The following is a 25,187-nucleotide window of genomic DNA, read 5'->3' as shown; positions in this document are numbered from 1 at the left end:
AAGCGTCAGATGATCCCGCCGCGATCGTCGAGGAAGTCGGCATCGGTGCGCCGGCCATTGCCCTGCTGGACGGGTGTATCTTGGCGTTTCGGCGTCTTGACCGGCTTGATTTCCTCTTCGCGGATCGTCCGTCGCGGCTCGCTTTCGGGCTTGAAGGCCTCCCAGATGATCGCCGCTTTCGGATCGGTGCCCGGCCAGCTTCCATAGACGCGGCGGCCCGACTGGCGGTCGATGCGCACCATCCGGATACCCTTCGGCGCCGTGAACGGCACCGGGGGCGCGTCCGCCAAGGCGCCGAGGAAGAAATCCTTGAAGATCGGCGCCGCAAAGCTGCCGCCCTGCGCATAGCCGCCCATGCTCCGCGGCTTGTCGAAGCCGATATAGACGCCGGCGACGACGTCGGGCGAACCACCCACGAACCAGACGTCATTCGGTCCGGTGGTCGTCCCGGTCTTGCCGAACAGCGGCACGCCGAGATCGCGCAGCCGCACTGCGGTGCCGCGCTGGACGACGCCTTCAAGCATATGGACGACCTGATAGGCGGTCAGCGGATCCATGAGTTGCTTGCCCGACGGCGCGAAGCGCGGCATCGGACGCCCGTCCCAATCCTTGGCATTACAGCCATCGCACGGACGCCAGTTCTTCGGAAAGATCACCTTGCCGCGCCGGTCCTGCGCATAGTCGATTAGCCGCGGTTTCAATTCGCGGCCGTGGTTCGCGAGCATCGAAAAGGCGTTGGTCATCCGCTCGACCGTCGTCGTCCCGGCGCCGAGCGCGGTCGACAGATAGGGTTCGTGCTTGCCGATGCCCATCGTCTTGATCGTCTCGACGATCGGTTCCATCCCGATCTGGCTCGCGGTGCGCACCGTCATCAGGTTGCGCGACTGTTCGAGACCCCAGCGCATCGTATGCTCGCCGGACCCGCCGCCGCCGCCGAAGTTGCGGAAGCATTTGTTGCCGAGGTTCGCGCCCTGATAGACGCAGAAGGGCCCATCGACGATCATCGTCGCCGGGGTCATGCCGTTGTCGAGCGCGGTTGCGTAGACGAAGGGCTTGATCGTCGAGCCAGGCTGACGCTCGGCCTGCGTCGCACGGTTGAAGGGCGACAGGCGGACGTCGAAGCCGCCCTGCATCGCATAGATGCGCCCCGAATGCGGGCTTTCGACGACCATGCCGCCCGACACTTCGGGGATATTGCGGAGCTGATAAACGCCCGGTGCGGTCGCCTTGACCGCGATCAGGTCGCCGGGGCGCATCGCCGAAAAGGCACTGCCGCCGGTCTTGCGATAACCGAGCGCGGCTGCGCCTGCCGGAAGCGTGCCGGTATCGCCGTTCGCAAAGCCGATCCGCGCGCCGCCGGCCGATTTCGACAGCACCGCCGCAACCCGCCAATTGTCATAGTCGATGCCGATGAAACTCGACGCGAGACGGCTCTGCCACTGATCGTCGACCTCGATCCGCGCGATCGGTCCCGACCAGCCCTTGCCGGCGTCATATCGCTGGAGCCCCTTGCGCAAGGCGCTCGTCGCCGCATCCTGCATCTTGCCGTCATAGGCGGTGCGAACCCACAGGCCGCCGCCATAGACCGACAGCGGGCCGTCGTCGGGAGTCTCGCCGAACTGGTCGATGAGCTGGCGGCGCACCTCTTCCATATAATAGCCGCCGACCTGCGCGACCGCCTTATTGCCCGTTTCGGAGAGGCCGAGCGGCATCGCCTGCGCGGCGTCGCGCTGCGCCGCGGTGATCCAGCCGTTGCGGAACATTTCCGAGAGGACGAAATTGCGGCGCGCCATCGCCTTCTCCGCGTTGCGCGCGCGCCCATAGGTTTCGGGCGCCTTGGGCAGGATGGCGAGGAAGGCCATTTCGTGAAGCGCAAGCTGGTCGACGTCCTTGTCGAAATAGGCGCGCGCCGCCGCCTGGACGCCGAAACTGCGGCGGCCGAGCGGAATCTCGTTCAGATAAAGTTCGAGGATCTGCTCCTTGGTCAGCGCCGCCTCGATGCGCTTGGCGAGGATCGCCTCGCGAATCTTGCGGGTGTAGCTGACCTCGTTGGTCAGGAGCAGGTTCTTCGCGACCTGCTGGGTGATCGTCGAGGCGCCGATCGGGCGGCCGCTGTTCGTCAGATTGGTGATGATCGCGCTGACGATGCCGGGATAGTCGATCCCGCCATGCTCGAAGAAAGTACGATCTTCCGCCGCCAGATAGGCGCGGACGAGGAGCGGCGGATATTCGCTATATTCGAGCTGGACGCGCCGTTCGCGGGCATAGCTGTGGACCGGCTTGCCCTCGGCATCGCGGACCATCGTCGGCAACGGCGGCTCATAATCGCGAAGCTGGTCGACCGACGGCAGGTTGCGTGCGAAAACGATCCAGCCAAGGATCAGCGCCAGCAGCCCCGCGCCGGCCAGATAGCCGAGCCAGCGGAACCAGCGGCGCAGCCACATCTCGCGAAACCAGGATATGGCCGCATTGCCGTCGCGGCGCAGGCGGTAGCGGAAATGGGACATGGTCTCGGACGGCATAGGGCCAAGCCTCTAAAGGCTGCGCGCGCGAAAGGGAAGCGGGGTTGCGGCGGGCTGCGCTTTGGCTCGGCGGCACCGGCCCCTTCCGACGTCAGTAGAAGATCAACGCGCCCGCCCGCGCGCGCTCACCGGCCAGATCGCGACCAGCGTATCGCCCGACACGACATGATAATGGTCGTAGAGATTCACCGTCGGGTCGCAGTGCGGAACCGTCAGTGTCACCGGATCGCCCGGCGCGAGCCGGTCTCCGATACCGGAAGCGATCAGCGCCGAATGCTCGTCACCCATGAAGGCGAAGCGCGCATCCTCGGGCGCGCCGCGCCGGACGACCGCGACCCCGCCGTCGGTCGACAGCGACTTGAACCCGGCGTCGATCGTGACAAGTCCCGAATGATTGGTGCTGACGACGCGCGCATCGACGCCGAGCGCGACCTCGAACGGGGCATCGCCGGCGCCTGTCAAATCGCAATCGAGATATTGCTTGTCCATAAAGACATAGGATCCCGCCTGAAGCTCGGTGAAAACGCCAAGGTCGAGGTCGATCCGGTGCGTGCCGGTGCCCGATCCGGTAACGATTTCGGGCGCGAAGCCTGCATCGGCAAGCGCCGCGATCACGCTTTTCAGATAATCGGTGCGCTCGGTGATCGCGGCGCGGCGTTCGGCATAATCCTCGATATGCTGCTGCGATCCGCAATAATATTGGACGCCGCGATAGCGAAGGCGCGGCAGCGCCGCGATCTCGCGCGCGAGATCGACCGCCGCCTCAGCCGACGCGACCCCGGTACGCCGGATGCCCGGATCGATGTCGATCACGATGTCGAGCGTCGCGCCTGCGGTTTCCAGCGCCACGTCGATGCGTTCGGCGACGGCGGGATGGTCGACGACCGCCATCAGCCCCTCGGCACGCGCCGCGAGCGCGGCGAGCCGTTCGATCGCGCGCGGCGCGGCGACCGGCGAGGTAATGAGAATACCCGCGATACCGCCTTCGGCCAGCACCTCGGCCTCGCCGATCTTCGCGCAGCAAACGCCGAGCGCCCCGGCATCGATCTGGCGCTTCGCGATATCGACGCTCTTGTGCGTCTTGGCATGCGGGCGCAGGCCGACGCCGTGACCGGCCGCGTGTGCCGCCATCGCCGCGATATTGCGGTCGAGCGCCGCAACGTCGAGTACCAGCACCGGCGTGTTGAGGTCGGCGCGCGAGCCCTGTCGGCCGATCAGATGCGCATGAAGGCTAAGGTCGTCGCTCATGCCGTCAGCGTCCCGTCGCCGCGATCCGGCGCGCGAAATGAATCTGCACCGCATCGCGCACCCCGCGCGCAATCTTCTGCTGCCCCGCCTTCGACGAGAGGAATTCGGCGTCCGCCTTGTTCGATACGAAGCCGGTCTCGAACAGGATCGACGGCGTGTCGGGCGCCTTCAGGACCACGAACGACGCGAAACGATGCGCGGTCGTGCGGAAATCGACCTCGTCCGACGCCTCGCGCTGGAGCAGGCGCGCGAAATCCGACGCTATGTTCATCGTCTCGCGCTGGGTGAGGTCGAGCAGGATCGACGACACCGCGCTGCCATGCGCGCCGAGATCGACGCCGTTGATGATGTTCGCCTTGTTCTCACGCGCCGCGAGCCGCGCCGCCTCGCGGTCCGATGCGACCTCGGACAGCGTATAGACCGAGGCGCCGTGCGCCTGTTCGTTCGCGGCGGCATCGGCGTGGATCGAAAGGAAGAGATCGGCCTTCAGCCGCCGTGCGATGCCGTAGCGCTCCTCGAGCACCAGAAAGCGGTCGTCGGCGCGGGTCAGCGCAACGCGCACGCGGCCCTGCGCGACCAGTGCATCGCGGATCGCCTTGGCGAGCGCGAGCGTGATGTCTTTCTCGCGCTGGCCGCCGTGCGGCGAGATCGCGCCGGGATCGTGCCCGCCATGCCCCGCGTCGATCACCACGAGCGGCAGGCGCGGGTCGGCAGGTCCCTCGATCGCGGGAAGCGGCAGCGCGGGCTTCGGCTTGCCGATCGGAACGGTGACGCTGTAGCGCTTTTTCGGGCGCTCGGCGCGATACCGGGCGATATCGGGCCGCGAGACGCGCTCCAGCCCGGTGCTGTGCCGGAAGGCATCAGCCGATTGCGCCATCGGCGACGACAGGCTCGCGAAAGCGAACCCCAGCGCGGCCGCCTGACCGCCGCGTCGCGACCATGAAATGATCCAGCGTCTGTTCGAAACCATGAAGCCCTCGGCCGTGAAACACGGTGAATCCCTTATTAGGCCTATCCTGTCAAACAGCGGTTAACCGTTCGCGAAAGGCGCGTGATGGTTGCAATAGGGTGACATATTCCCATCTTTGTGCGGTGGCGAGGTTGCCGTGGGCGCATGCCGATGCTAGCACCCCCCACACTGACGGTGTCCTTCCCGGCGCCGTCCGGCCTTTTGAGGGGAAGGCCCGGCCCGCGCGAATCGCGGATCGAGGCCGCCCCGGTGCCGGGCACGTGGGGAAGAACGCACGTCCGTCAGTCCACCCGGATGATCGGGCGGCCGGTGCGACCTTCCCCTTGGAATGTCGATCGGCCTCTCCGCTCACCCAAGTAACCAGGTTGATGCCGCATGAGGCTTGCCATGCCCTCTTCAGATCGCGACGCAGGTGCTTTCGTCCCTGCGCTTGTCGCGGCCGGAGACCGCATGCGCGTCCAGGACCGGACGCAGGCCGCGCACGGCAATAACGTCATCTTTTCTTTGAACCCCATCTTTTCTTTGAACCTTAGCGACCGCCGCCGTCCGTCCCGGATGGTCGCGGCCTTTTTGTTTGGCGCGCTGCGGCGCGCCTGGAGTAATAATAATGACCACGCGCATGTTGATCGACGCGCGGCACCGGGAAGAAACCCGGGTCGCCGTCACCAAGGGAAACCGCATCGAGGAGTTTGATTTCGAGTCCGCCGAGCACAAGCAGCTCAAGGGCAATATCTATCTGGCCAAGGTAACCCGCGTCGAACCGTCGCTGCAGGCGGCGTTCGTCGAATATGGCGGCAACCGCCACGGCTTCCTGGCCTTCAGCGAAATCCACCCCGACTATTACCAGATTCCGAAGGAAGACCGCGACGCGCTGCTGCGCGAAGAGGCCGAACATGCCGCCGAGGCCGCGCTGCGCGCCGAGGAGGACCTCGACGAGCTCGAAGGCGATGTCGCTGACGTCGAATATCATGACGACGACAATGGCGACGCCCCCGCCCCCGAAACCATCGGCGAAGACGCCGATGGCGACGAGGAAGAGGGCGCCGAAAATGGTGACGCCGAAGAAAGCGAAGAGGGCGCCGAAGAGGGCAAGGATGATCGCGGCGACCGCAAGCGTCGCGGGCGCGACAGTCGCAAGGGGGGCGGCCGGGGTCGCGGACGCAGCCGCCGCGGCGACGATGAGGACGGCGAAAGCCGCATGTCGCTGCGCCGCCGCTACAAGATTCAGGACGTCATCCGTCGCCGCCAGGTGATGCTGGTGCAGGTCGTCAAGGAGGAGCGCGGCAACAAGGGCGCGGCGCTGACCACCTATCTGTCGCTTGCCGGCCGCTATTGCGTGCTGATGCCCAACACGATGCACGGCGGCGGAATCAGCCGCAAGATTTCGAACGGCGCCGATCGCCGCAAGCTGAAGGCGATGATCGACGAGATGGGCCTGCCGCCGACGATGGGCTGCATCGTCCGCACCGCGGGGATGAGCCGCACCAAGGTCGAGATCAAGCGCGACTTCGACTATCTCGCGCGCCTGTGGGACGAGATTCGCGACAAGACGCTGGGGTCGAGCGCGCCGGCGCTGATTCATTCGGACAGCGACCTCGTCAAGCGCGCGATCCGCGACATCTATCACAAGGATATCGAGGAAGTGCTCGTCGAGGGCGACGAGGGCTACAAGGCCGCGAAGCAGTTCATGAAGCTGCTGATGCCGAGCCACGCGCGGCGCGTGAAGCAATATGCCGACCCCGTGTCGCTCTATCAGCGCTACGGCGTCGAGGATCAGCTCGCGGGGATGCTCAATCCCGTCGTGCAACTGAAATCGGGCGGCTATCTGGTGATCAACCCGACCGAGGCTTTGGTGTCGATCGACATCAACTCGGGCCGCTCGACGCGCGAACATAATATCGAGCAGACCGCGCTCAGCACCAACCTTGAGGCTGCGCACGAAATCGCGCGCCAGCTTCGCCTGCGCGACATGGCGGGGCTGATCGTGATCGACTTCATCGACATGGATCACGGCTCGAACGTCCGCAAGGTCGAGCGCGCGATGAAGGACGCGCTCAAGAACGACCGCGCGCGCATCCAGGTCGGCCGCATCTCCGGCTTCGGCCTGATGGAGATGAGCCGCCAGCGGCTGCGCACCGGCGTCCTCGAAGCCTCGACGCGCCCCTGCCCGCATTGCGAGGGCACCGGCCTCGTCCGCACCGCTTCGTCGGCGGGCCTCAGCGCGCTGCGCCTGATCGAAGAGGAAGCCGCGCGCGGCAAGGGCAGCAAGATCATCCTGCGCGCGAGCCAGGAAGCGACCTTCTACCTCCTCAACGAAAAGCGCCGCGAACTGCGCGAGATCGAAGAGCTCTACGGCGTCAGCGTCGAAATCCTCCCCGACGGCGAGACCGAAGGCGCGCGGATGGCGGTCGAGGTCGGCGGTCCGCCGCCGGTCCAGCGCCGCAGCTTCGCCCCGATCGTCGAGATCGAGGACGAGGAAGACGACTTCGTCGAAGAGGACGAGGATGAAGCCGCCGAGGAAAAGGCCGAGGCCCGTCCGGCTCGCCACGAACGCCAGGACGGCGGAGACGAGGGCGACGGCGAAGGCCGTAAACGCCGCCGCCGCCGCCGTCGCGGCCGGCGCGGTCGCCGCGACGAGGAAGGCAATGAAATTCCCGACGCCGAGGCTGGCGACGACGCCGATGCCGAGGAGGCACCTGCCGAAGAGGCTGCGCCGGTAGAGGCCGAAACCGCCGAAACCGAGGAAGCCGAAGCGAAACCGCGTCGCCGGCGTGGCGGACGCGGCCGCAAGAAGGCCGAAGAGGGGACGGAGACCGAAGCCGAAACGGTCGCGACCGAAGAGGCCGCGCCGGCGGAAGCCGAAGCCGTTGCCGAACCTGTCGCCGAGGAAGCGCCGGCGGCCGAGGAAAAGCCGAAGCGCAAGCGCGCGCCGCGCAAGACCAAGGCCGCGCTTGCTGCCGAAGCCGAGGCCGCGGAAGCAGCCGAAACGGTCGAGGCGCCCGCCGCCGAACCCGAGCCCGATGTCGAAAAGCCCGCGCCGAAGAAGCGCGCGAGCCGCGCCCGGAAGAAAGCCGAGCCGGCGCCCGAAGCCGCGCTGGAACCTGCCGCGGCTGGCGACGCCGAACCGGTTCCGGCTGAAGCCCCCGCCGAACCGGTGGCGGCCGAAGCGGATGCCGATCAGGACGCCCCCGACGGCGAACCCCGTCGCGGCTGGTGGCAGCGCACCTTCGGGAACTGAACCGATTTTCCGCGAGGGGAAGGGATGCTTCCCCTCGCGGAGACGAAATATGTCCATCATTCCCGCAAAATCGGGAATGACGAGGGAAATAGGCTGCACGGCTGCGCAACTGATCGCATAACCGCAATCTCATAGCTTGCACCTGCGCACCTTGCGCCCCAATAAGCCTCCATGACTTCAGTCGAGGTTCAGACGCGCGGCGAGAGAGAGAGGCGGCGATGACCGCCCTTTCCCCGCACAGCGCTTTCCACGCGCAAGGATGGCGCGCGCTTTTTCGCCTTCTGCTGACGATCGTCGCGATGATCGTGATTTCGGCACGCCCCGCGGCGGCGCAATCGATCCTGCGCGATGCCGAGACCGAGGCGCTGTTCCAGGACATGATGGACCCGCTGCTCGTTGCGGCGGGGCTGCGTCCCGGACAGGTGCAGGTCCATCTGCTCGGCGACCGCAGCATCAACGCCTTCGTCGCGGGCAGCCAGGACATCTACGTCTTCAGCGGATTGATCGAAACCGCCGACAGCGCCGAGGAAGTGCAGGGCGTGCTCGCACACGAACTTGGCCATATCATGGGCGGTCACGCGATTCGCGCGAGCGAAGGCGCCAAGACGGCGACCGGAATCTCGCTGCTCAGCCTGCTGCTCGGCGCCGCGGCGATCGCCGCGGGCGGTGGCGACGCCGGCATGGGTATCATGATGGCGGGCCAGCAGGCGGCGCTCGGCAAATATCTGGCCTTCAGCCGCACCCAGGAAGCGACCGCCGACGCCGCGGGCGCGCAATATCTGTCGAAGGCCGGAATCAGCGGCCGCGGCAGCCTCGCCTTTTTCAAGAAGCTGCAGAATCTCGAGTTCCGCTATGGCGTCAAGCAGGACGACGAGCAGGCCTATGGCCGCACTCACCCGATGTCGGGCGACCGCATCCAGACGCTGCGCGAGGCCTATGTCGTCGATCCCGCGTGGAACAAGCCCGCCGACCCGAAGATCGAGGCGCGCTTCCAGCGCATCAAGGCGAAGCTGTCGGGCTATATCGCCGATCCCGACCGGACCCTGCGCAAATATCCAGAGACCGACACCAGTATCCCGGCGCGCTACGCCCGCGCCTATGCATGGCACAAGAGCGCCTATCCCGACAAGGCGCTCGGCGAGGTCGAAGGACTGCTCAAGACCGATCCGCACGACCCCTATTTCCTCGAACTCGAGGGACAGGTGCTGCTCGAATCGGGGCGGCCCAAGGATGCGATCCCGCCGCTGCGCGAGGCGGTCGCCAATTCGCGCTCGCAGCCGCTGATCGCTGCGACGCTCGGCCACGCGCTGATCGCGACCGAGGATCCCGCCAATTTCGCCGAGGCGGAGAAGGTGCTGAAAACCGCGGTCGCGCTCGACAATCAAAATCCTTTCGCTTGGTATCAGCTTGGCATCGTCTATGCGAACAAGGGCGATCAGGCGCGCGCCGCGCTCGCTTCGGCCGAACGCTATAATCTGGAAGGTGGACAGTCGGGGCTCGCGCTGCGTAATGCCGAAACGGCGATGCAGGGCTTGCCCGAAGGGTCGCCCGACTGGATTCGCGCACAGGATATTGCACTGGTGTCGCGCGCCGAGGTGGAACGCGAACGCAAAAAGCGCTAGATTCAAACGAGATACGATAGGGACGCATCGTCGCGAGCGATGCACAAGGGCGACAAGTGACCGAAAAGAAAGACGATTATTACCAGCCGTGGCTGCGCGACCCGGCCCCGACGCCCGAAGCGTCGGCCCCCGCGCGCGATGAAGGCTTGGCCAAGCCCAAGGACGAGCCGCCCATCGGAATCGACCTCGCGCGCTACAAGGCCACCGAAAAGCCGCAAGCGCCGCTGGTGAAACCCGAAGCGATCAAGGCAGGTGCCGCAAGGCTCTGGGACCGCGTCCGGGACGGCGCCGAAGCCTTCGCCGACTGGACGATCGGGGTCGGCGAACGCGCCGACATTCCCGCGCGCGTCGAGGCGATGGAAATCCCGCGCCGCTCGCGCGAACTGGCCGCAAGGACGGGCGCACTGACGGCGCGCACCGCAAGCGCCATCGGGCGGGGATCGGCGAGAGCGGGCCGCGCCGCGGCAAAAGCGAGCGGCGAAACCTGGGACAAGATAGCGCTCGGCGACAAGGTCGCCAGACTGTCGAGCGAAGCCGGGCGCGGCATCGGCGAGGTTGCGGGCAAGACCAGGGCCGGGATCAGCCATGTCGCCAAGGCGGGCAGCGAGAGCCTGCGCGAACAGATCGGCGAAGCCGCGACCAAATTGCGCCCCACGCCGCGCGAAGAGGCCGGACCGCCGCCCTCGGGCCTCGAACAGCTACTCGCGCGCGAAGAGGCCGAAGCAGGCGTCGCCGAAGCGGCCGCGCCCGACCTGCCGCTCTTCACCGGCGGGGCGGTTGCCGCCGCCGCGACGTCGCCCGCGAAACCCGCCAGAGCAAAGGCCGCCGCCGCGACGCCGCCGCCCTCGATCTCCGGCCCCGAACCCGACGACCGTATGCCGCATCGCCCCGTGCCGCGCGCCGCGGCGCCCGGAAACGCCATCTCCGCGCCGCTCTGGGCGATGGCGCTTGGCGCTCTGCTTTTGCTCGGCGCCGTCTTCTGGCTCGGCGGTCGCTTCGGCGGCGGAATGAGCAAGAGCGAAGTGGAAACCATCGTCGCCGACTATATCCGCGCGCACCCCGAGATGATCCCCGAAGCCTTTGAGGCGCAGCGGAACAAGGAAATGGCGAAGGCGGTCGATGCGGTGCGTCCCGCACTCGAAAAGCCCTATGCCGGCGCATGGGCGGGCAATGCCGACGGCGACGTCACGCTGGTCGTTTTCACCGACTATGCCTGCGGTTTCTGCCGCGCGAGCGTGCCCGACGTCGACCGGCTGATCCGCGAGGACAAGCGCCTGAAAGTCGTCTTCCGCGAATTGCCGATCATCTCGCCGCAGAGCCGCGACGCCGCAATCATGGCGCTCGCCGCCGCGCGGCAGGGCAAATATGACGCCTTCCACCACGCGATGTTCGCCGCCTCCTCGCTCGACCCGTCGGCGATCGCCGCGGCGGCGCAGAAGGCGGGGGTCGTCACCGACGGCAGCGCCGACGCGACCGCGAACGAGGCGCTGTTCCAGCGCGAGATCGATTCGAACCTTGCGCTCGCGACCCAGCTTCAACTCAACGCCACCCCGACGTGGATCGTCGGCGACCAGCTCTTCCAGGGCCAGGTCGGCTATGACGCGCTTCGGCAGGCGATCGCCAAGGCGCGGAAGAAAGATTGAGGATGAAGGCGGACCGGGCGCAGGCATCGATCGCGCGCGGGGTCCGCAATCCCGAACTGATGGCAGCGGCACTCGCGCTGGTCGAAGGGCGGCTCCACGATGCCGAGCCCGTGCTCAAGGCGCATCTGAAGCGCGATCCGTTCGATGTCGCCGCGATCCGCATGCTCGCCGAGCTCGCCGGGCGGATCGAGCGCTATCGCGATGCCGAAGCGCTGCTGCGCCGCGCGCTCGAACTCGCGCCCGATTTCCTCGCCGCGCGGTCGAACCTCGCCACCGTCCTGCATCGCCAGGGCCGCTCGGCCGAAGCGATCGCCGAACTCGACGCGCTGCAACAGGCCGACCCCGGCAATCTCGGCAACGCCAATCTGAAAGCCGCCGCGCTCGGCCGCGTCGGCGAGTTTGACGAGGCGCTCGAACTTTATCAGCAGGTTTTGCAAAACGCTGGCAAACAGCCGAAAATCTGGATGTCCTATGGCCATATGCTGAAGACGGTCGGGCGCCAGGCCGATGCCGTCGCCGCCTATCGCCAGGCGCTGGCGCTCAACCCGGCGCTGGGCGAGGTTTGGTGGAGCCTCGCCAATCTGAAGACGCTGCGCTTCGACGATGCCGATGTCGCGGCGATGGAGGCGGCGCTGGACCGCGGCGACATCACTCCCGAAGACCGCTTCCACCTGCATTTCGCGCTGGGCCGGGCCGAGGAACAGCGACAGCGGGCGGAGGCCGCCTTTGCCCATTACGACCGGGGCAACGCGCTGCGACGGACGCTGCTCGACTATGACGCCGATCAAACGCGCGCCGCGGTCGATCATGCCCGGACGCTCTACACGACCGAATTTTTCAGGGCGCGCAGCGGCCATGGCGCCCCCGCCCCCGATCCGATCTTCATCGTCGGTATGCCGCGCGCGGGGTCGACGCTGATCGAGCAGATATTGTCGAGCCACTCGCTGGTCGAGGGCACGATGGAACTGCCCGACATCCCCAAATTATACGCAAAGGCGCGCGGTATGGGCGGCGTCGCCGGCCTGACCGCGGACCAGGCCCGCGAACTCGGCGAGCAATATCTGCGCGACACCCAGGTCCAACGCAAAAGCGACAAGCCCTTCTATATCGACAAGCTGCCGAACAACTGGCTGTACACCGGCTTCATCCGGCTGATCCTGCCGAACGCCAGGATCGTCGACGCGCGCCGCCATCCGATGGATTGCTGTTTCTCCAACTTCAAACAGCATTTCGCGCGCGGGCAGGCGTTCAGCTACAGCCTGTCCGACATGGGGCGCTATTATGCCGATTATGTCGGCCTGATGGACCATTTCGATCATGTGCTGCCCGGCCACGTCCACCGCGTGTTTCACGAACGGGTGATCGCCGATCTGGAAGGCGAGGTGCGGGCGTTGCTGACCTATCTCGGGTTGCCGTTCGAGCCGTCCTGCCTCGATTTCCACAAGAGCGACCGCGCGGTGCGCACCGCGAGTTCTGAGCAGGTGCGGCGGCCTATCAACCGCGACGGTGTGGACCAGTGGCGCGCGATGGAACCGTGGCTGGGGCCGCTGGTCGAGGCGCTGGGGCCGGTTCTGGCGGATTATCCGGCGTCCGCCTGAGCCTGTTGCAATTTTGTCATAGTGACCGCGAATCCGCCGCCGCGCGGAGCCGATTTCACATGTCCGATTGACGATCCCCCCCATGTTGCGACACCCTCTTTCCCGCGCCGCACAAACGGCGACAAACGGGCAAAGAGGGGGGCTTTTCTATGCGGGTCCATGTTTCACGCCGCGCGCTGCTGCTGGCTTCACTATCCTCGACGATCCTGACATCGGGAACGGCTTGGGCCCAGGAGGCCTCGAAGACCGATTATGGCGACGAGATCGTCGTCACCGCGCAGAAGCGCGAGGAAAATCTTCAGGACGTTCCGATCAGCATCCAGGCGTTGGGGACCAAGAAGCTCGACCAGCTCAACGTCGCGAATTTCCAGGATTTTTCCAAGCTCCTGCCGAGCGTCTCGTTCCAGTCGAGCCAGCCGGGCGTCACCACCGTCTATATGCGTGGCGTCGCGAGCGGCGGCGACGGCAATCATTCGGGCTCGCTGCCCAGCGTCGGCGTCTATCTCGACGAACAGCCGGTGACGACGATCGGCGGCACCCTCGACGTCCATATCTATGACATCGCCCGCATCGAATCGCTCGCGGGGCCGCAAGGCACGCTCTACGGTGCCTCGTCGCAGGCGGGCACGATTCGCATCATCACCAACAAGCCCGATCCCTCGGCCTTCGAGGGCCGCGTCGACGGCGAGATCAACAGCATCAAGCATGGCGGCATGGGCGGCCGGCTCGAAGGCATGCTCAATGCGCCGATCAGCCCGATGGCGGCGGTGCGCTTCGTCGGCTGGTATCAGAAGGACGCCGGTTATATCGACAATGTGCCGGGGACGCGCAGCTTCCTCGGCGCGCCGATCCTCGATGAAGGCGGGAATCTGGTCGGCAACCAGCCGGGCATCACCGTCAACAACAACGCGTTCGTCGAAAAGAATTTCAACGACGCCGAAGTCTATGGCGGCCGCGCCGCGCTGAAGGTCGATCTCGACGACAATTGGACGGTCACCCCGACCCTGCTCTATCAGAAGCAGACGAGCCACGGCACTTTCTATCAGGACCCCAAGGTCGGCGACCTCCAGGTCCAGCGCTTCTACCCCGACAAGCGCACCGACAAGTTCATCCAGGCGGCGCTGACGATCGAAGGCAAGATCGGCAATTTCGACATCACCTATGCCGGCGCCTATCTCGACCGCAAGGCCTATCAGATCAACGATTATACCGATTATGCCGAAGCCTATGACCAGCTTTACGCGAACTACACCTACGAAGGCGATTTCGTGTGCAGCGGCCTTCGGGGATGCTTCTATCTTCAGGACAATGCCGGCAATACCATCGACCCGCGGCAATATATCATCGGCACCGACCATTTCCGCAAGATGAGCCAGGAACTGCGCATCGCGTCACCGCAGGACGAGCGCTTCCGCGTCGTCGCCGGACTCTTCTACCAGCGCCAGAGCAACCATATCCACCAGGACTACATCATTCCGGGCCTCGCCGACGCGCTGTCGGTCAACGGCCATCCCGGAACGCTGTGGCTGACCGAACAGAAACGCGTCGACAAGGATTATGCGGTCTTCGGCGAAGCGAGCTTCGACATCACGTCGACCGTCACGCTGACCGGCGGCGGGCGCTATTATAAATATGACAACAGCCTGATCGGCTTCTTCGGCTTCGGCCGCAATCCCGACGGCCCGCCCTATAATGGCGCGGCCAGTTCGCGGACGGGCGTCGCCGGCTGCTACACGACGACCGGGGAGATATTGCGCGACAATCCGGACGGGACGCTGCTGCCGGCGACGGTGGAGGGCAGCCCCTGCACCAACCTCGCCGATTATGTGAACGGCAAGCTGGTGCCCAAGCGCACCAAGGACACCGGCTTCACGCACCGCCTGAACCTGACGTGGAAACCGAGCGAGGATATCCTCGCCTATGCGACCTGGTCGCGCGGTTTCCGGCCCGGCGGGATCAATCGGCGCGGGACGATCGCGCCCTATGCCGCCGACTTCCTGACCAATTACGAATTGGGGCTCAAGACCACGCTGGCGGGCGGAATGGTCCGGCTCAACGCCGCCGTCTATCTGCAGGACTGGAAGCGCTTCCAATTCTCCTTCCTCGGCGAGAACAGCTTTACCGAGATCCACAACGGTCCGAACGCCCGGATCAAGGGGATCGAGGCCGACGTCAACATCCGGCCGATTCAGGGGCTGACGATCGCCGCCGCGGCCTCCTATACCGACGCCAGGACCCGCAACAATCTGTGCGAGATCGACGACCCGACCTATCAATGCACCGACCCGGGCAATTCGATCGCCGCGGAGAAGGGCACGCGGCTGCCGGTGACGCCGAAGTTCAACGGCAACGCGACGCTGCGCTATCAATTCCCGGTCGGGCCGGGCGAAATGCACTTCCAGTCGGTGATCGCGCATCGCAGTTCGGCCACGCCGGATATCCGCGTCCCGACGGCGAACGCGCTCGGGCGAATCCGGGGATCGACCACGGTCGATTTCGCGCTCGGCTTCGACTGGAGCAATTACAGCTTCGAACTGTTCCTCCAGAACGCGTTCGACGAGCGCGCCGAACTGTCGCGCTTCTCCAACTGCGGCCAGTGCGACGGCCGGGTGCAGATATTGGTGAACCAGCCCCAGACGATCGGGGCGCGGCTGGGCGCCAAGTTCTGATCAGGTGACCGCCACCGTCGCCAGCACCGAGGGGCCGGGCCAGAAGCTCGGCCTGTCGATGTGCATCGCGCTCGGCATGGGCAATATGATCGGGTCGGGGGTGTTCCTGCTCCCGCGCGATCTCGCGCCGCTCGGCTGGAACGCGATCGTCGGCTGGCTGGTGTCGATCGCGGGCACGCTGTGCCTAGCGGTCGTATTCGCGAGGCTCGCGAGACGGCTTCCCGAGGGGTGTGCCGCCTTCACCTATGGCGCCGCCGCCTTCGGCCCCGGCACCGGCTTCATCGTTGCATGGAGCTATTGGATAAGCTGCTGGACAGTCGTCGCGACGCTCGCGGTCGCGGCGATCAGCAACATGTCGATCCTGCTGCCCTGGCTCGGCGAAAAGGGCGCGGCGCCGGCGTGGATCGCGATCGGCTGCATCTGGTTCTTCACGCTCGTCAATCTCGGGGGTGTCCGCCGCGCGGGCGGCGCGCAGATGCTCACCCTCGCCCTCAAGCTGATCCCCGTCGTGGGTGCGGTCTTCGTCGGCGCCTGGGCGCTTGGCAGCGGTGCGGCCCCACCGCCGACGATGGCGGGAACCGAGCCGCTCAGCCTGTCGGGGGTCAGCGGCGCGGCGACGCTGACGCTTTTCGCGCTGCTCGGTTTCGAGAGCGCGTGCGTCGTCAGCGACCGCGTCAAGGATCCCGAACGCACGATCCCGCGCGCGACGGTGATCGCGGCTGCGGCGGTCGGGCTCCTCTACCTCCTGTCGTGCACGACGGTGACGCTGCTGGTGCCGGTCGCGGCGCTCCACGAATCGAACGCCGCCTATGCGACCTTCTTCGCGCGGCTCGTCGGCCCCGGCGCCGGACAGGTGGTCGCGCTGTTCGCCGCGATCGCCGCGCTCGGCGCGCTCAACGGCTTCGTACTGCTGCAGGGCGATATCCCGCGCGACCTTGCGCACCGCCGTCTGCTTCCCGCCGCCTTCGCGCGCGACAATCGCTTCGCCTCACCCTGGATCACCCAGATCGTATCGAGCGGGCTGGCGAGCGCGATCGTCTATGCCAATTATTCGCGCGGGCTCGCCGACCTGTTCGCCTTCATGGTCAAGGTGACGACCTCGACCGCGATCATCCTCTATATCGTCGGCTCGCTCGCCGCGCTGCTGCTCGAGCGGCGGGGCGCGATCCGGGTTTCGGCGGGTTTCGCCGCCGCGACGATCGCGGGCTTCGTCTATAGCTGCTGGGCCTTCTATGGCGCCGGGCTGGAGGCGAGCCTGTGGAGCGCCGCGATGACCGCGGCGGGATTTCCGATCTATCTCGCGATGCGGCGCTCAGCGCCAGCGGGGCGCGAAGAAGCCCCGGTCGCGTAGAATGACCTCAGCCGCATTATGCCCCGGCGCGCCGGTGACGCCGCCGCCCGGATGCGTGCCCGCACCGCACATATAAAGACCCTTCACCGGCCCGCGATAGCCGCCGTTGCCAAGCACCGGCCGCGCCGCCCAAAGCTGATCGAGGCTCATATTGCCGTGCATGATGTCGCCGCCGATCAGGCCGAACTTGCGTTCGAGCCCCTTGGGGCTGAGGCGCGTCTGGCCGACGATGCTGGCGCGGAAGCCCGGCGCGTGCTTCTCGACCGTGTCGATGATGCAATCGGCGGCGGCTTCCTCTTCATCGTCCCAGTCCCGTCCATCGGGCAATTCGGGCGCGAACTGCTGGCAGAAGAGGCTGGCGACATGGGCACCCGGCGGCGCGAGGCTGTCGTCGACGGTCGAGGGGATCAGCATCTCGACGATCGGCGCCTTCGACCAGCCATGCTGCTTCGCGTCGAGGAACGCGCGGTCCATATAGTCGAGCGTCGGCGCGAGGATGATCCCCGACTGGTGATGCTCGCCGGGTTCGGGCAGGCAGGTGAATCTGGGAAGTTCGCTGAGCGCGACATTCATCCGGAAGGTGCCGCTGCCCGCCTTGAAACCCTTGATGCGGCGCTGAAAATCCTGCGGCAGGTCGGCCGCATCCATCATGCGTTCGTAGAGCAATTTCGGTCCGACATTGGCGATCACCCGCGCCGCGGCAATCTCCTCGCCGCCCACCAACTTGACGCCGACTGCCCTGTTTCCATCGACGAGCACTTTCGCGACCGGGCTTTCGAGACTGATCTCGACTCCCATGTCGCGGCACACCTTCGCCATGATCTCGGTGATCCTGCCCATGCCGCCGACGCTATGGCCCCACGCGCCCTTCTTGCCGTTCACCTCGCCGAAAACGTGGTGGAGGAGGACATAGGCGCTGCCAGGCGTGTCGGGGCTGGCGTAGTTGCCGACCACCGCGTCGAAGCCGAACGCGGCCTTGACCGCCTCGCTTTCGAACCAGCTATCGAGCATCGTGCGCGCCGATTTGGTGAACAGGTCGAGCACGTCGCGCTGCTGTTCGAGGCTGAGCGTCGCGAAGCGCCGTCCCTGCCGCGCGCCATCGAGAAGCGTGCGCAGGCCTTCGCCGATATTCGGCGGCACGCGCAGCGCGAGGTCGCGGAGCAGTTCGGCGACATTTTCGAGTGCGTCGTAATAATGCGGCAGTACCTCGGCATCGCGCGCGCTGAACTTGCGGAATTCGGCCTGCGTGCGCTCGAGCCCGCCGCCGAGCTTCAGATAGGTTCCATCCTCCTGCGGCAGGAAATTGCTGATTGGCCGCTCGATGACGCGATAGCCGTGATCGGCGAGCTTCATGTCGGCGATCACCTTTGGCTGGAGCAGGCTGACCGTGTAGCTCGCAACCGAATTGCGGAAGCCCGGCGCGAATTCCTCGGTCACCGCGGCGCCGCCGACGACGTCGCGCGCCTCGACGATACGCACCTTCAGTCCCGCCCTCGCGAGATAAAAGGCGCAGACGAGACCGTTGTGGCCGGCGCCGATGATCAGCGCGTCATAGGCTTTGGTCATGAAAAGTCTTTCGCAAGCGGGGATTGGACATGCTGGCGGCCGAAGCCGAGGCCGAGGATGCGGCCCGGAATGCGGCGGAGCAGCGGGATGGCGTCGAGGAGGCGGACGGCGAAGGGCACGCGGGTGACCTCTCCGCGCAGCATCGGTTCGATGACGCGCTGGTGCGCGAAGCGCTGCAGCGCCTGCATCCGGGTCGTCGGTTTCCAGCGGCGCGCCTGCACCCGGGCGAGCAACGGATCGGGATCGGCCCCGGCGGAAAGCGGCGCCGCGAGGATATTCGCGGCGGCGACCGCATCCTGCACCGCGAGGTTGATGCCGATGCCGCCGACCGGCGACATCGCGTGCGCCGCGTCGCCGATCGCGAGCAGGCCCGGGCGCGACCAGCGCGTCAGCCGGTCGAGCGCGACCGAGAGCAGCTTGACGTCGTCGAAGCTGCGGATCGCCTCGATACCCGCGGCGAGGCCGGGAACGATGGCGACGATCTCATCGCGGAAGGCCGCAATGCCGCGCGCTTCGATCGGCGGAAAGCTGCCCTTCTCGATGATTCGCGCGCATTGCCAATAATCGCCGCGCGGGATGGCGACGACCATCCCGCCCTTGTCGATCGTGCCGAGCGCGACCTCCGCCATGTCCATGCCCGCAGGAACGGGGACGCGGAACCAGAGCACGTCCATCGGCGCGCCGAGATCGTCGAGCGGCAGCTCGGCGGCTTCGCGCAGTACCGACCGGCGCCCGTCGGCGGCAATGACGAGCCGCGCGGAAAGCACGTCGCCATTCGCGAGCGTCACCCCGCTGACGCGACCACCGGCGTCATGGGTCAGTCCGATGGCCTCGGTCGACATGCGGAGGTCGAAGGTCGGATAGCGCCGCCCTTCCCCCGCGATGAAATCGAGCAGATCCCATTGCGGCATCATCGCGACGAACGGCGCGGCGACCGGCAGATGCTTCATCGTCGCGACCGTGTAGCGCCCGCCGAGCAGGTTCAGCGTCATGGTGTCGATCGCGGCGTGCGATTCCTTCAGCAGCGCGTCGAGCAGGCCGATCTCGTGGAACAGTTCGAGCGTCGAGGGATGCACCGTGTCGCCGCGGAAATCGCGGAGGAAATCCTTGTGCTTTTCGAGTATGGTGACGCGCACGCCGGCGCGCGCGAAGAGCAGCCCCGCGACCATGCCCGCGGGGCCGCCGCCGACGATGACGACGGGCGCGGCGGTGCTCACCGGCGGCTCCACCCTGCGGCCGGCGCCTGCTCCAGCCGCGCCTCGGGGATGATCGCGCGCATCCGCGAACAGAAATGCCTGAGGCAGACCTCCTTGTCGCTGAGCGGCCCCATGGTGAAGCTTTTCGACTGCATCCCCTGCTGCACGCGCGTGATCAGCGCCGTATCCTCGGCATTGACCTGGCGATTGATGCGCCAGTTGAGGTAGCGCGCGGCCTTCATTTCGCGCCGCGCATCGGGAAGGACATAGGAGATTTCGCGGATCAGACAGCTTGTCGGCCCGGTCGGCAGCCACTGCATGAAATCGACCTGATCGGGATAGATGTCGAAGGCGATGTTCGGCCACAGCTTGAAATAGAGCCAATGGCGCTGGTTCGCTTCCGGCAGATGCGGCACCGGCGGCAGCAGGCGCTGATACATGAGTTCGGACCAGTTCGCCGAGGGCCGGTCGATCAGGTCGCCCCACATGCGGTCGACCCCGGCCTCGGCCTCGACGCCATAGCTTTTTCCGAACAGCCGCGTCAGGCCGGGGTGGGCGACGGGGATGTGCAGGCCGTCCGAATAATTGTCGCCGACATTCTTCCAGTTGACCGCGCGCGGGCGCAGCGTGACGCGGCCGAGGGCACCGAGTTCCTCGAAGCGATAGGGGGCGATCATCGCCTCATAGGGCGCCATCATCGCCGCGACCGACGGGCCGCCGTCGTCATCGAGCCGCACGAACCAGAAGCCGCGCCATTGCTCGAGCCCGACCGGGGCGAGTCCTGCCTTGCCCTTGTCGAGCGTCGGGTAGCTCGCCGAATCGGGAACGCCGGTCAGCCGGCCGTCAAGTTCGTAGGTCCAGGCGTGATAGGGGCAAACGAGCTTCTTCGCGCAGCCCGCGGCGCCATCGACCAACCGCGACCCGCGGTGGCGGCAGACGTTGGTGAAGGCGCGGACGATGCGGTCGGCGCCGCGCACCAGAATCACGCTCTCGTCGCACATATCGATGCTGTGCCAATCGCCTGCATTCGGGATGTCGCTGTCATGGCAGACGATCTGCCAGCTCGGACGGAAGATCCGCTCCATTTCAGCGGCGTGGAAATCCGGATCGCTATAGGTCCATGCTGGCAGCGACCAGCCATCGAGCGGGTCGATATTCGAATCGCGAAGCCGTGCAGTTGCCATATATCGTTCCTTGTTGTACAAATGTATAACAATATGCAACCCGCTCGCCAAGCCTTTACGCGCGAAAGCGCCGGCGCCCGCCGTGCCGACCTGATCGACGCAACGGCGGCGGTGCTCGCCGAACAGGGGCTCGCGGGGACAAATGTCCGCGCGATCTGCGCCAAAGCGGGCGTATCGCCGGGGCTGCTGCGCCATTATTTCGACGGCATCGACGATCTGATCGCCGCCACATACGCCGCGACGAGCGACCGGATGGACGCGATTTTCGCGGAGGCGGTCGCGGACGCGGGCAACGATCCCCGTGACCGCCTGACCGCCTATCTGACCGCGAGCTTCCGTCCGCCAGTGACCGATCCCGAGCTGCTCGGCGCCTGGACCGCCTTCTGGGCGCTCGCACGGAGCGACGCGCGGATGGCGGCGATTCACGCGGAAAGTTACGCGGGCTATCGCGAACGACTGGCCAATCTGCTGACCGCGTGCGGCGCCGCCGACGCCGGGCGGCTCGCAATCCTGCTGACCGCGATGGTCGACGGGCTGTGGCTCGAACTGTCGCTCGACTCGACAAGCTTCGGCGCCGAGGCGGCGGTCGAGATGGTCGAGCGCGCGGTGGGGGCGTTGCTACCCTAGGACGGATCGACATTCAGTTCTGGCGGCCTGCAAATGGCGGCTTTCGTGCTTCCGGTGCTCACGTGCCATGAGCACGCTGCGCTCCAGGTCACGAAAATCCGCCATTTTCGACTCGCCATCTCCTGAATGTCGACCCGTCCTAGCCCGTGCCCCTGCGAAGGCAGGGGCCCATCACCCGCGATCGCGTTCTGAACGACCGGCTGGGAAGAAACCGAAGGCCGGTGATGGGCCCCTGCCTTCGCAGGGGCACGACACTTATTTCGACAGGTCGCGCAGCAGGCTGTCCCAATGCGCGAGGGCGCCGGGGATCGCGGCGACCGGCGCGCGTTCGTTGAGGCCGTGCGCGAAGCTGTCGCTCGCCTTGCTGAACAGCCCCGCGACGCCATAGCTCGGCACGCCGACTGCGCGGAAATGCAGGCTGTCGGTCGCGCCCGCGCTCATCGACGGGATGATCGGCAGGCCGGGGAAGCGCGCATGAACCGCCCTGGTGACGGCCGCCACCACGTCGGGGCGCAGCGGCGAGGCGTCGCTCGCGGTGGCGTCGGGGTCGGTGTTCACCTTGACCGCGGGATCGCCGATCACCTTTTCGAGCTCGGCGCGCACCGTCTCGATGCTGACGCCCGGGAAGATGCGGCAGTTGATGTTCGCGGTCGCGCGCTGCGGCAGCGCATTTTCGGCGTGGCCGCCCTTGACCAGCGTGGGAACGCAGGTCGTGCCGATCTGCCCGACATATTCGGGATCGGCGCGGATCGTCGCGATCGCCTTGGCGTCGGTCGGATCGGCAGCAAAGGCTTTCAGCGCAGCGCCGATGTCGCCGCCGACCTGATCGGCGACGATCGGCATTCCGACCTTGGTCAGCTCATTCTGCTGCGGCGTGAAGCGATAGGCGCCGACCTTGGCGAGCGCTTCGGACAGTTCGACGATCGCATTGACCGCGCCGGGACGCGAGCTGTGGCCGCCGGGGTTGGTCACTTCGAGCACATAGTCGGCGTATGTTTTTTCACCCGCCTGCAGCCCGTAATATTTCGCCTTGCCGTCCTCGCCGATCAGCCCGCCGCCGCCATCGCCGTTCAAGGCAAATTCGGCGTCCTTATATTTGGCCGCAAGCGCGCGCGTCGTCGTCATCGCCGTTTCCTCGTCGCCCGAAAGCAGCAGGATGATCGAGCGCTTCGGCTTGAACCCCTCCTTCTTGAGCTCGGCCATCGTCGCGACCATCATCGCAACGTCGAACTTGTTGTCCTCCGACCCGCGGCCGAAGATATAGCCATTCTCCTCGACCGGCACGAAGGGATCGCGGGTCCAGTCCTTGGGATCGGCCTCGACGACGTCCATATGGCCGAGCAGCAGGATCGGTTTGGCCTTGGTCGTGCCCTGCAGCGTCGCGGCGAAGGTCGCGGTCTCGCCGATCGGGGTGATTTCGATGTCCGCGTCGCTGTATCCCGCGGCCTTGAGCACGCTTGCATAGTAAGCAGCCAGTTCGGGCACCTTGCCGCGCCCCTCGACCGTCGGGATCGCGACGCTGTCCATGAGGATCTTCTTCGCCGTCGCGGTATCGGCGGGCTTGGCGTGAACGGGCGCCGCGGCCAGCATGGCGGCGGAAGCAAGAAAAGCAGCAGCTAAACGCATATCGTCGACCCCTTTTACACTCTGTTTCGATCCGTTCGGGTTGAGCCTGTCGAAGCCCCGTCCTTTGACCTTCACCATGCTGACGGAAGAAAGGCCCTTCGACAAGCGCGGGGCGAACGGAAATTCATATTTCCGCATCCCTTACCTTCGTCATTCCCGCCAAAGCGGGAACCCAGTGTGGGGTCAGCCGACGCACGCCCTGGGTTCCCGCTTTCGCGGGAATGACGAAGAGGGGAATGGCCGCTTTCCACGCCAAAGACGCGGCCGTTTCGGAGCTCGGACTACGCCGCCTTCTTCGCTTTCGGCGCCGGGGTCTTCGGCTTGTAGCGGCAGAGGTCGATCACCGGGCAGCGCCAGCATTCGGGAGTGCGCGCCTTGCAGATGTAGCGGCCGTGGAGGATCAGCCAATGGTGCGCGCCGACGCGGAAGGGCGCCGGGGTTTCCTTTTCGAGCTTCTTCTCGACCGCGAGCACGGTCTTGCCGGGAGCCAGGCCCGTGCGATTGCCGACCCGGAAGATATGGGTGTCGACCGCGAAAGTCTCCGCCCCGAAGGCGCAGTTCATCACGACATTGGCGGTCTTGCGCCCGACCCCCGGCAATTCGACGAGCGTGTCGCGGTCGGCGGGCACGTAGCCGCCATGGTCGCGCACGAGGATTTCGCTCAATGCGATGACATTCTTCGCCTTGGCGTTGAACAGTCCGATCGTCTTGATGTACTGCTTGAGCCCGTCCTCGCCGAGGTCGACCATCTGCTGCGGCGTCTTCACCTCCTGAAACAGCTTGCGCGTCGCCTTGTTCACTCCGACATCGGTCGCCTGCGCCGACAGCACGACCGCAACGAGAAGCTGATAGGTGTTGCCGAATTGAAGCTCGGTCTCCGGGCTCGGGTTGAGCTCGGCGAGGCAGCGATAGAATTCGAAGATGTCGGCTTTCTTCATTTCGGCGCGGGTGCGTTCGCCGGCGGATGCGCCGCCTTCCAGTCCATCGCCGCGCGCACGCGGCGTTCGACCGACGGATGGTCGTAGAAGATGACCTCCTCGACCGCGCCGGGGCGCGGGCTGCGATATTCGGCGGTCTTGACGAGCGCGGTCGCAAGCGCGTCGGGCCGGTTCTCGGTCTTCAGCGAATAATGGTCGGCCTCGCTCTCGTCGACGCGGATCAGCGTATTGGTGAGCGGCAGGGTGACGAGACCGAAGAGCGAGAGGAAGAAGATCAGGACCGGAAAGCCGCGCGGATCGCCGATGGCCGCATCGCTGCCGAACCATCGCGCGAGGCGGGGAAAGAGCCGGTCGGCGGCGAAGAAGAGCAGGATCGCGAGCCCCGCGAAAACGAACACCATCCGCCAGATATGACCAAGCACATAATGGCCGATCTCGTGCCCCGTCACCGCGCGCACCTCGTCGAGCGAGGCCTTGCCGAGCGCAACGTCCGAAATGGCGATACGCGCCGAATGGCCGATTCCCGAGACGTTGGCGGTGAAATTGTTCGACTGGCGCGATCCGTCGAACATGTAGATGCGATCGGCGGGAATGTCGGCTTTTGCCGCCATTTCGACGAGCGCATCGCGCACCGGCCCGGCGGGAACAGGCTTGTAATCGTTGAACAGGGGCTCGATCAGGATCGGCGAGACGAGAAGGAAGGCCGCGATCGCCGCGGCGGCGAGTCCGCCCGACCAGATCCACCAGCGCCGCCCGGTGCGGCGGATCAGCGCATAGACGCCGAGGAAGAAAAGCCCGCCCAGGAGCGCGGTGAGCAGCGTCGAGATCGCCGACTGGCCGAGCCAGTCGCCGAGCGGCTGGCTGGTGCGGCCATAGGCAGTTTCGCGCCCCCAGCCGGTGTAGATGTCCCACGGCAGGGTGAGGATCGTCGAGAGCAGGAAGAAAGCAGCGCAGAGCAGCCACGTCCGCAGCGCCCAGCCGCGCTTCGCGAGCCGCGCGTCGATCCGGTCGAGGATGCGCAAGCGGACGAAGAGAAAGGTGACGACCGCCGAGACGACGAGACCCCAGAGCAGCAGCCATTCGTTGCCGGTCGTATAGGCTTCCGCCTTGGCGAGCGCCGCCGGGCCGAGGCCGTCGATATAGGCTTTGGTTGCGGTCGCCGGATCGAACGCCATCTGTCTTTCCCCCA

At 66.2% G+C, this 25,187-nt stretch carries 16 protein-coding genes and 1 pseudogene; 7 read left to right on the top strand and 10 right to left on the bottom strand.

Going from position 1 to position 25,187, the window contains the following annotated elements:
- Window positions 1-5: 5 nt before the first annotated feature.
- From NP825_RS20765 to NP825_RS20750, 4 genes and pseudogenes are all read right to left on the bottom strand, one after another.
- The gene (locus NP825_RS20765; RefSeq protein WP_257547289.1) at window positions 6-2,522 is read right to left on the bottom strand and encodes a penicillin-binding protein 1A; all 2,517 of its coding nucleotides are present in this window, start codon (window positions 2,520-2,522) and stop codon (window positions 6-8) included.
- Between the two features lie 102 nt (window positions 2,523-2,624).
- On the bottom strand, window positions 2,625-3,770 hold the full coding sequence (locus NP825_RS20760) for a DSD1 family PLP-dependent enzyme (protein ID WP_257547287.1): 1,146 nt from the start codon (window positions 3,768-3,770) through the stop codon (window positions 2,625-2,627).
- A gap of 4 nt (window positions 3,771-3,774) precedes the next feature.
- Window positions 3,775-4,662, bottom strand: a pseudogene (locus NP825_RS20755) (N-acetylmuramoyl-L-alanine amidase); the annotation flags it as partial.
- Between the two features lie 474 nt (window positions 4,663-5,136).
- Window positions 5,137-5,361 (bottom strand): hypothetical protein, encoded by a 225-nt coding sequence (locus NP825_RS20750; protein WP_257547285.1) that lies wholly within the window; start codon window positions 5,359-5,361, stop codon window positions 5,137-5,139.
- On the opposite strand from NP825_RS20750, the gene NP825_RS20745 reads away from it, so the two are divergent.
- The 6 genes from NP825_RS20745 to NP825_RS20720 all read left to right on the top strand — a co-directional run bounded on the left by NP825_RS20745 (window position 5,348) and on the right by NP825_RS20720 (window position 16,861).
- Complete coding sequence (locus tag NP825_RS20745; RefSeq protein WP_257547283.1) at window positions 5,348-7,978, top strand: ribonuclease E/G; 2,631 nt, start codon at window positions 5,348-5,350, stop codon at window positions 7,976-7,978. The two genes, NP825_RS20750 and NP825_RS20745, sit on opposite strands and share 14 nt — an antisense overlap.
- A 218-nt stretch (window positions 7,979-8,196) precedes the next feature.
- Window positions 8,197-9,600 carry a M48 family metalloprotease gene (locus NP825_RS20740; RefSeq protein WP_257547281.1) on the top strand — a complete coding sequence of 468 codons (1,404 nt, stop codon included), beginning with the start codon at window positions 8,197-8,199 and terminating at the stop codon, window positions 9,598-9,600.
- A gap of 56 nt (window positions 9,601-9,656) precedes the next feature.
- A complete protein-coding gene (locus tag NP825_RS20735) occupies window positions 9,657-11,243 on the top strand; it encodes a thioredoxin domain-containing protein (protein ID WP_257547279.1) in 1,587 nt (528 codons plus the stop codon).
- Window positions 11,244-11,245: 2 nt separating this feature from the next.
- Window positions 11,246-12,841 carry a tetratricopeptide repeat-containing sulfotransferase family protein gene (locus NP825_RS20730; protein ID WP_257547276.1) on the top strand — a complete coding sequence of 532 codons (1,596 nt, stop codon included), beginning with the start codon at window positions 11,246-11,248 and terminating at the stop codon, window positions 12,839-12,841.
- Window positions 12,842-12,990: 149 nt separating this feature from the next.
- Window positions 12,991-15,510, top strand: a complete 2,520-nt coding sequence (locus NP825_RS20725; protein WP_257547274.1) for a TonB-dependent receptor — start codon at window positions 12,991-12,993, stop codon at window positions 15,508-15,510.
- Window positions 15,511-15,514: 4 nt separating this feature from the next.
- Window positions 15,515-16,861 (top strand): APC family permease, encoded by a 1,347-nt coding sequence (locus NP825_RS20720; protein WP_257547272.1) that lies wholly within the window; start codon window positions 15,515-15,517, stop codon window positions 16,859-16,861.
- Here NP825_RS20720 and NP825_RS20715 read toward each other — a convergent pair.
- The 3 genes from NP825_RS20715 to NP825_RS20705 are packed head-to-tail and all read right to left on the bottom strand — an operon-like array spanning window position 16,823 to window position 20,807.
- Window positions 16,823-18,427 carry an NAD(P)/FAD-dependent oxidoreductase gene (locus tag NP825_RS20715; protein WP_257547270.1) on the bottom strand — a complete coding sequence of 535 codons (1,605 nt, stop codon included), beginning with the start codon at window positions 18,425-18,427 and terminating at the stop codon, window positions 16,823-16,825. The genes NP825_RS20720 and NP825_RS20715 overlap by 39 nt on opposite strands.
- Complete coding sequence (locus NP825_RS20710; RefSeq protein ID WP_257547267.1) at window positions 18,424-19,644, bottom strand: FAD-dependent oxidoreductase; 1,221 nt, start codon at window positions 19,642-19,644, stop codon at window positions 18,424-18,426. Before NP825_RS20710 ends, NP825_RS20715 begins: the two co-directional genes overlap by 4 nt.
- A complete protein-coding gene (locus NP825_RS20705) occupies window positions 19,641-20,807 on the bottom strand; it encodes an aromatic ring-hydroxylating dioxygenase subunit alpha (RefSeq protein ID WP_257547265.1) in 1,167 nt (388 codons plus the stop codon). The genes NP825_RS20710 and NP825_RS20705 overlap by 4 nt, the downstream gene beginning before the upstream one ends.
- 33 nt (window positions 20,808-20,840) lie before the next feature.
- On the opposite strand from NP825_RS20705, the gene NP825_RS20700 reads away from it, so the two are divergent.
- Window positions 20,841-21,434 (top strand): TetR/AcrR family transcriptional regulator, encoded by a 594-nt coding sequence (locus NP825_RS20700; protein ID WP_257547263.1) that lies wholly within the window; start codon window positions 20,841-20,843, stop codon window positions 21,432-21,434.
- A 255-nt stretch (window positions 21,435-21,689) separates the two neighbouring features.
- Here NP825_RS20700 and NP825_RS20695 read toward each other — a convergent pair whose 3' ends face one another.
- From NP825_RS20695 to NP825_RS20685, 3 genes are all read right to left on the bottom strand, one after another.
- On the bottom strand, window positions 21,690-23,060 hold the full coding sequence (locus tag NP825_RS20695) for a M20/M25/M40 family metallo-hydrolase (RefSeq protein ID WP_257547261.1): 1,371 nt from the start codon (window positions 23,058-23,060) through the stop codon (window positions 21,690-21,692).
- A gap of 281 nt (window positions 23,061-23,341) precedes the next feature.
- Entirely contained in the window at window positions 23,342-23,998 is a 657-nt protein-coding gene (gene nth, locus NP825_RS20690; protein WP_257547259.1) for an endonuclease III, read from the bottom strand.
- Entirely contained in the window at window positions 23,995-25,173 is a 1,179-nt protein-coding gene (locus NP825_RS20685) for a M48 family metallopeptidase (RefSeq protein WP_257547257.1), read from the bottom strand. The genes nth and NP825_RS20685 overlap by 4 nt, the downstream gene beginning before the upstream one ends.
- Window positions 25,174-25,187: the final 14 nt, after the last annotated feature.

This window comes from Sphingopyxis sp. DBS4 (assembly GCF_024628865.1).
Taxonomy (GTDB): Bacteria; Pseudomonadota; Alphaproteobacteria; order Sphingomonadales; family Sphingomonadaceae; genus Sphingopyxis.
This window is presented reverse-complemented; position numbering and strand designations above follow the sequence as displayed.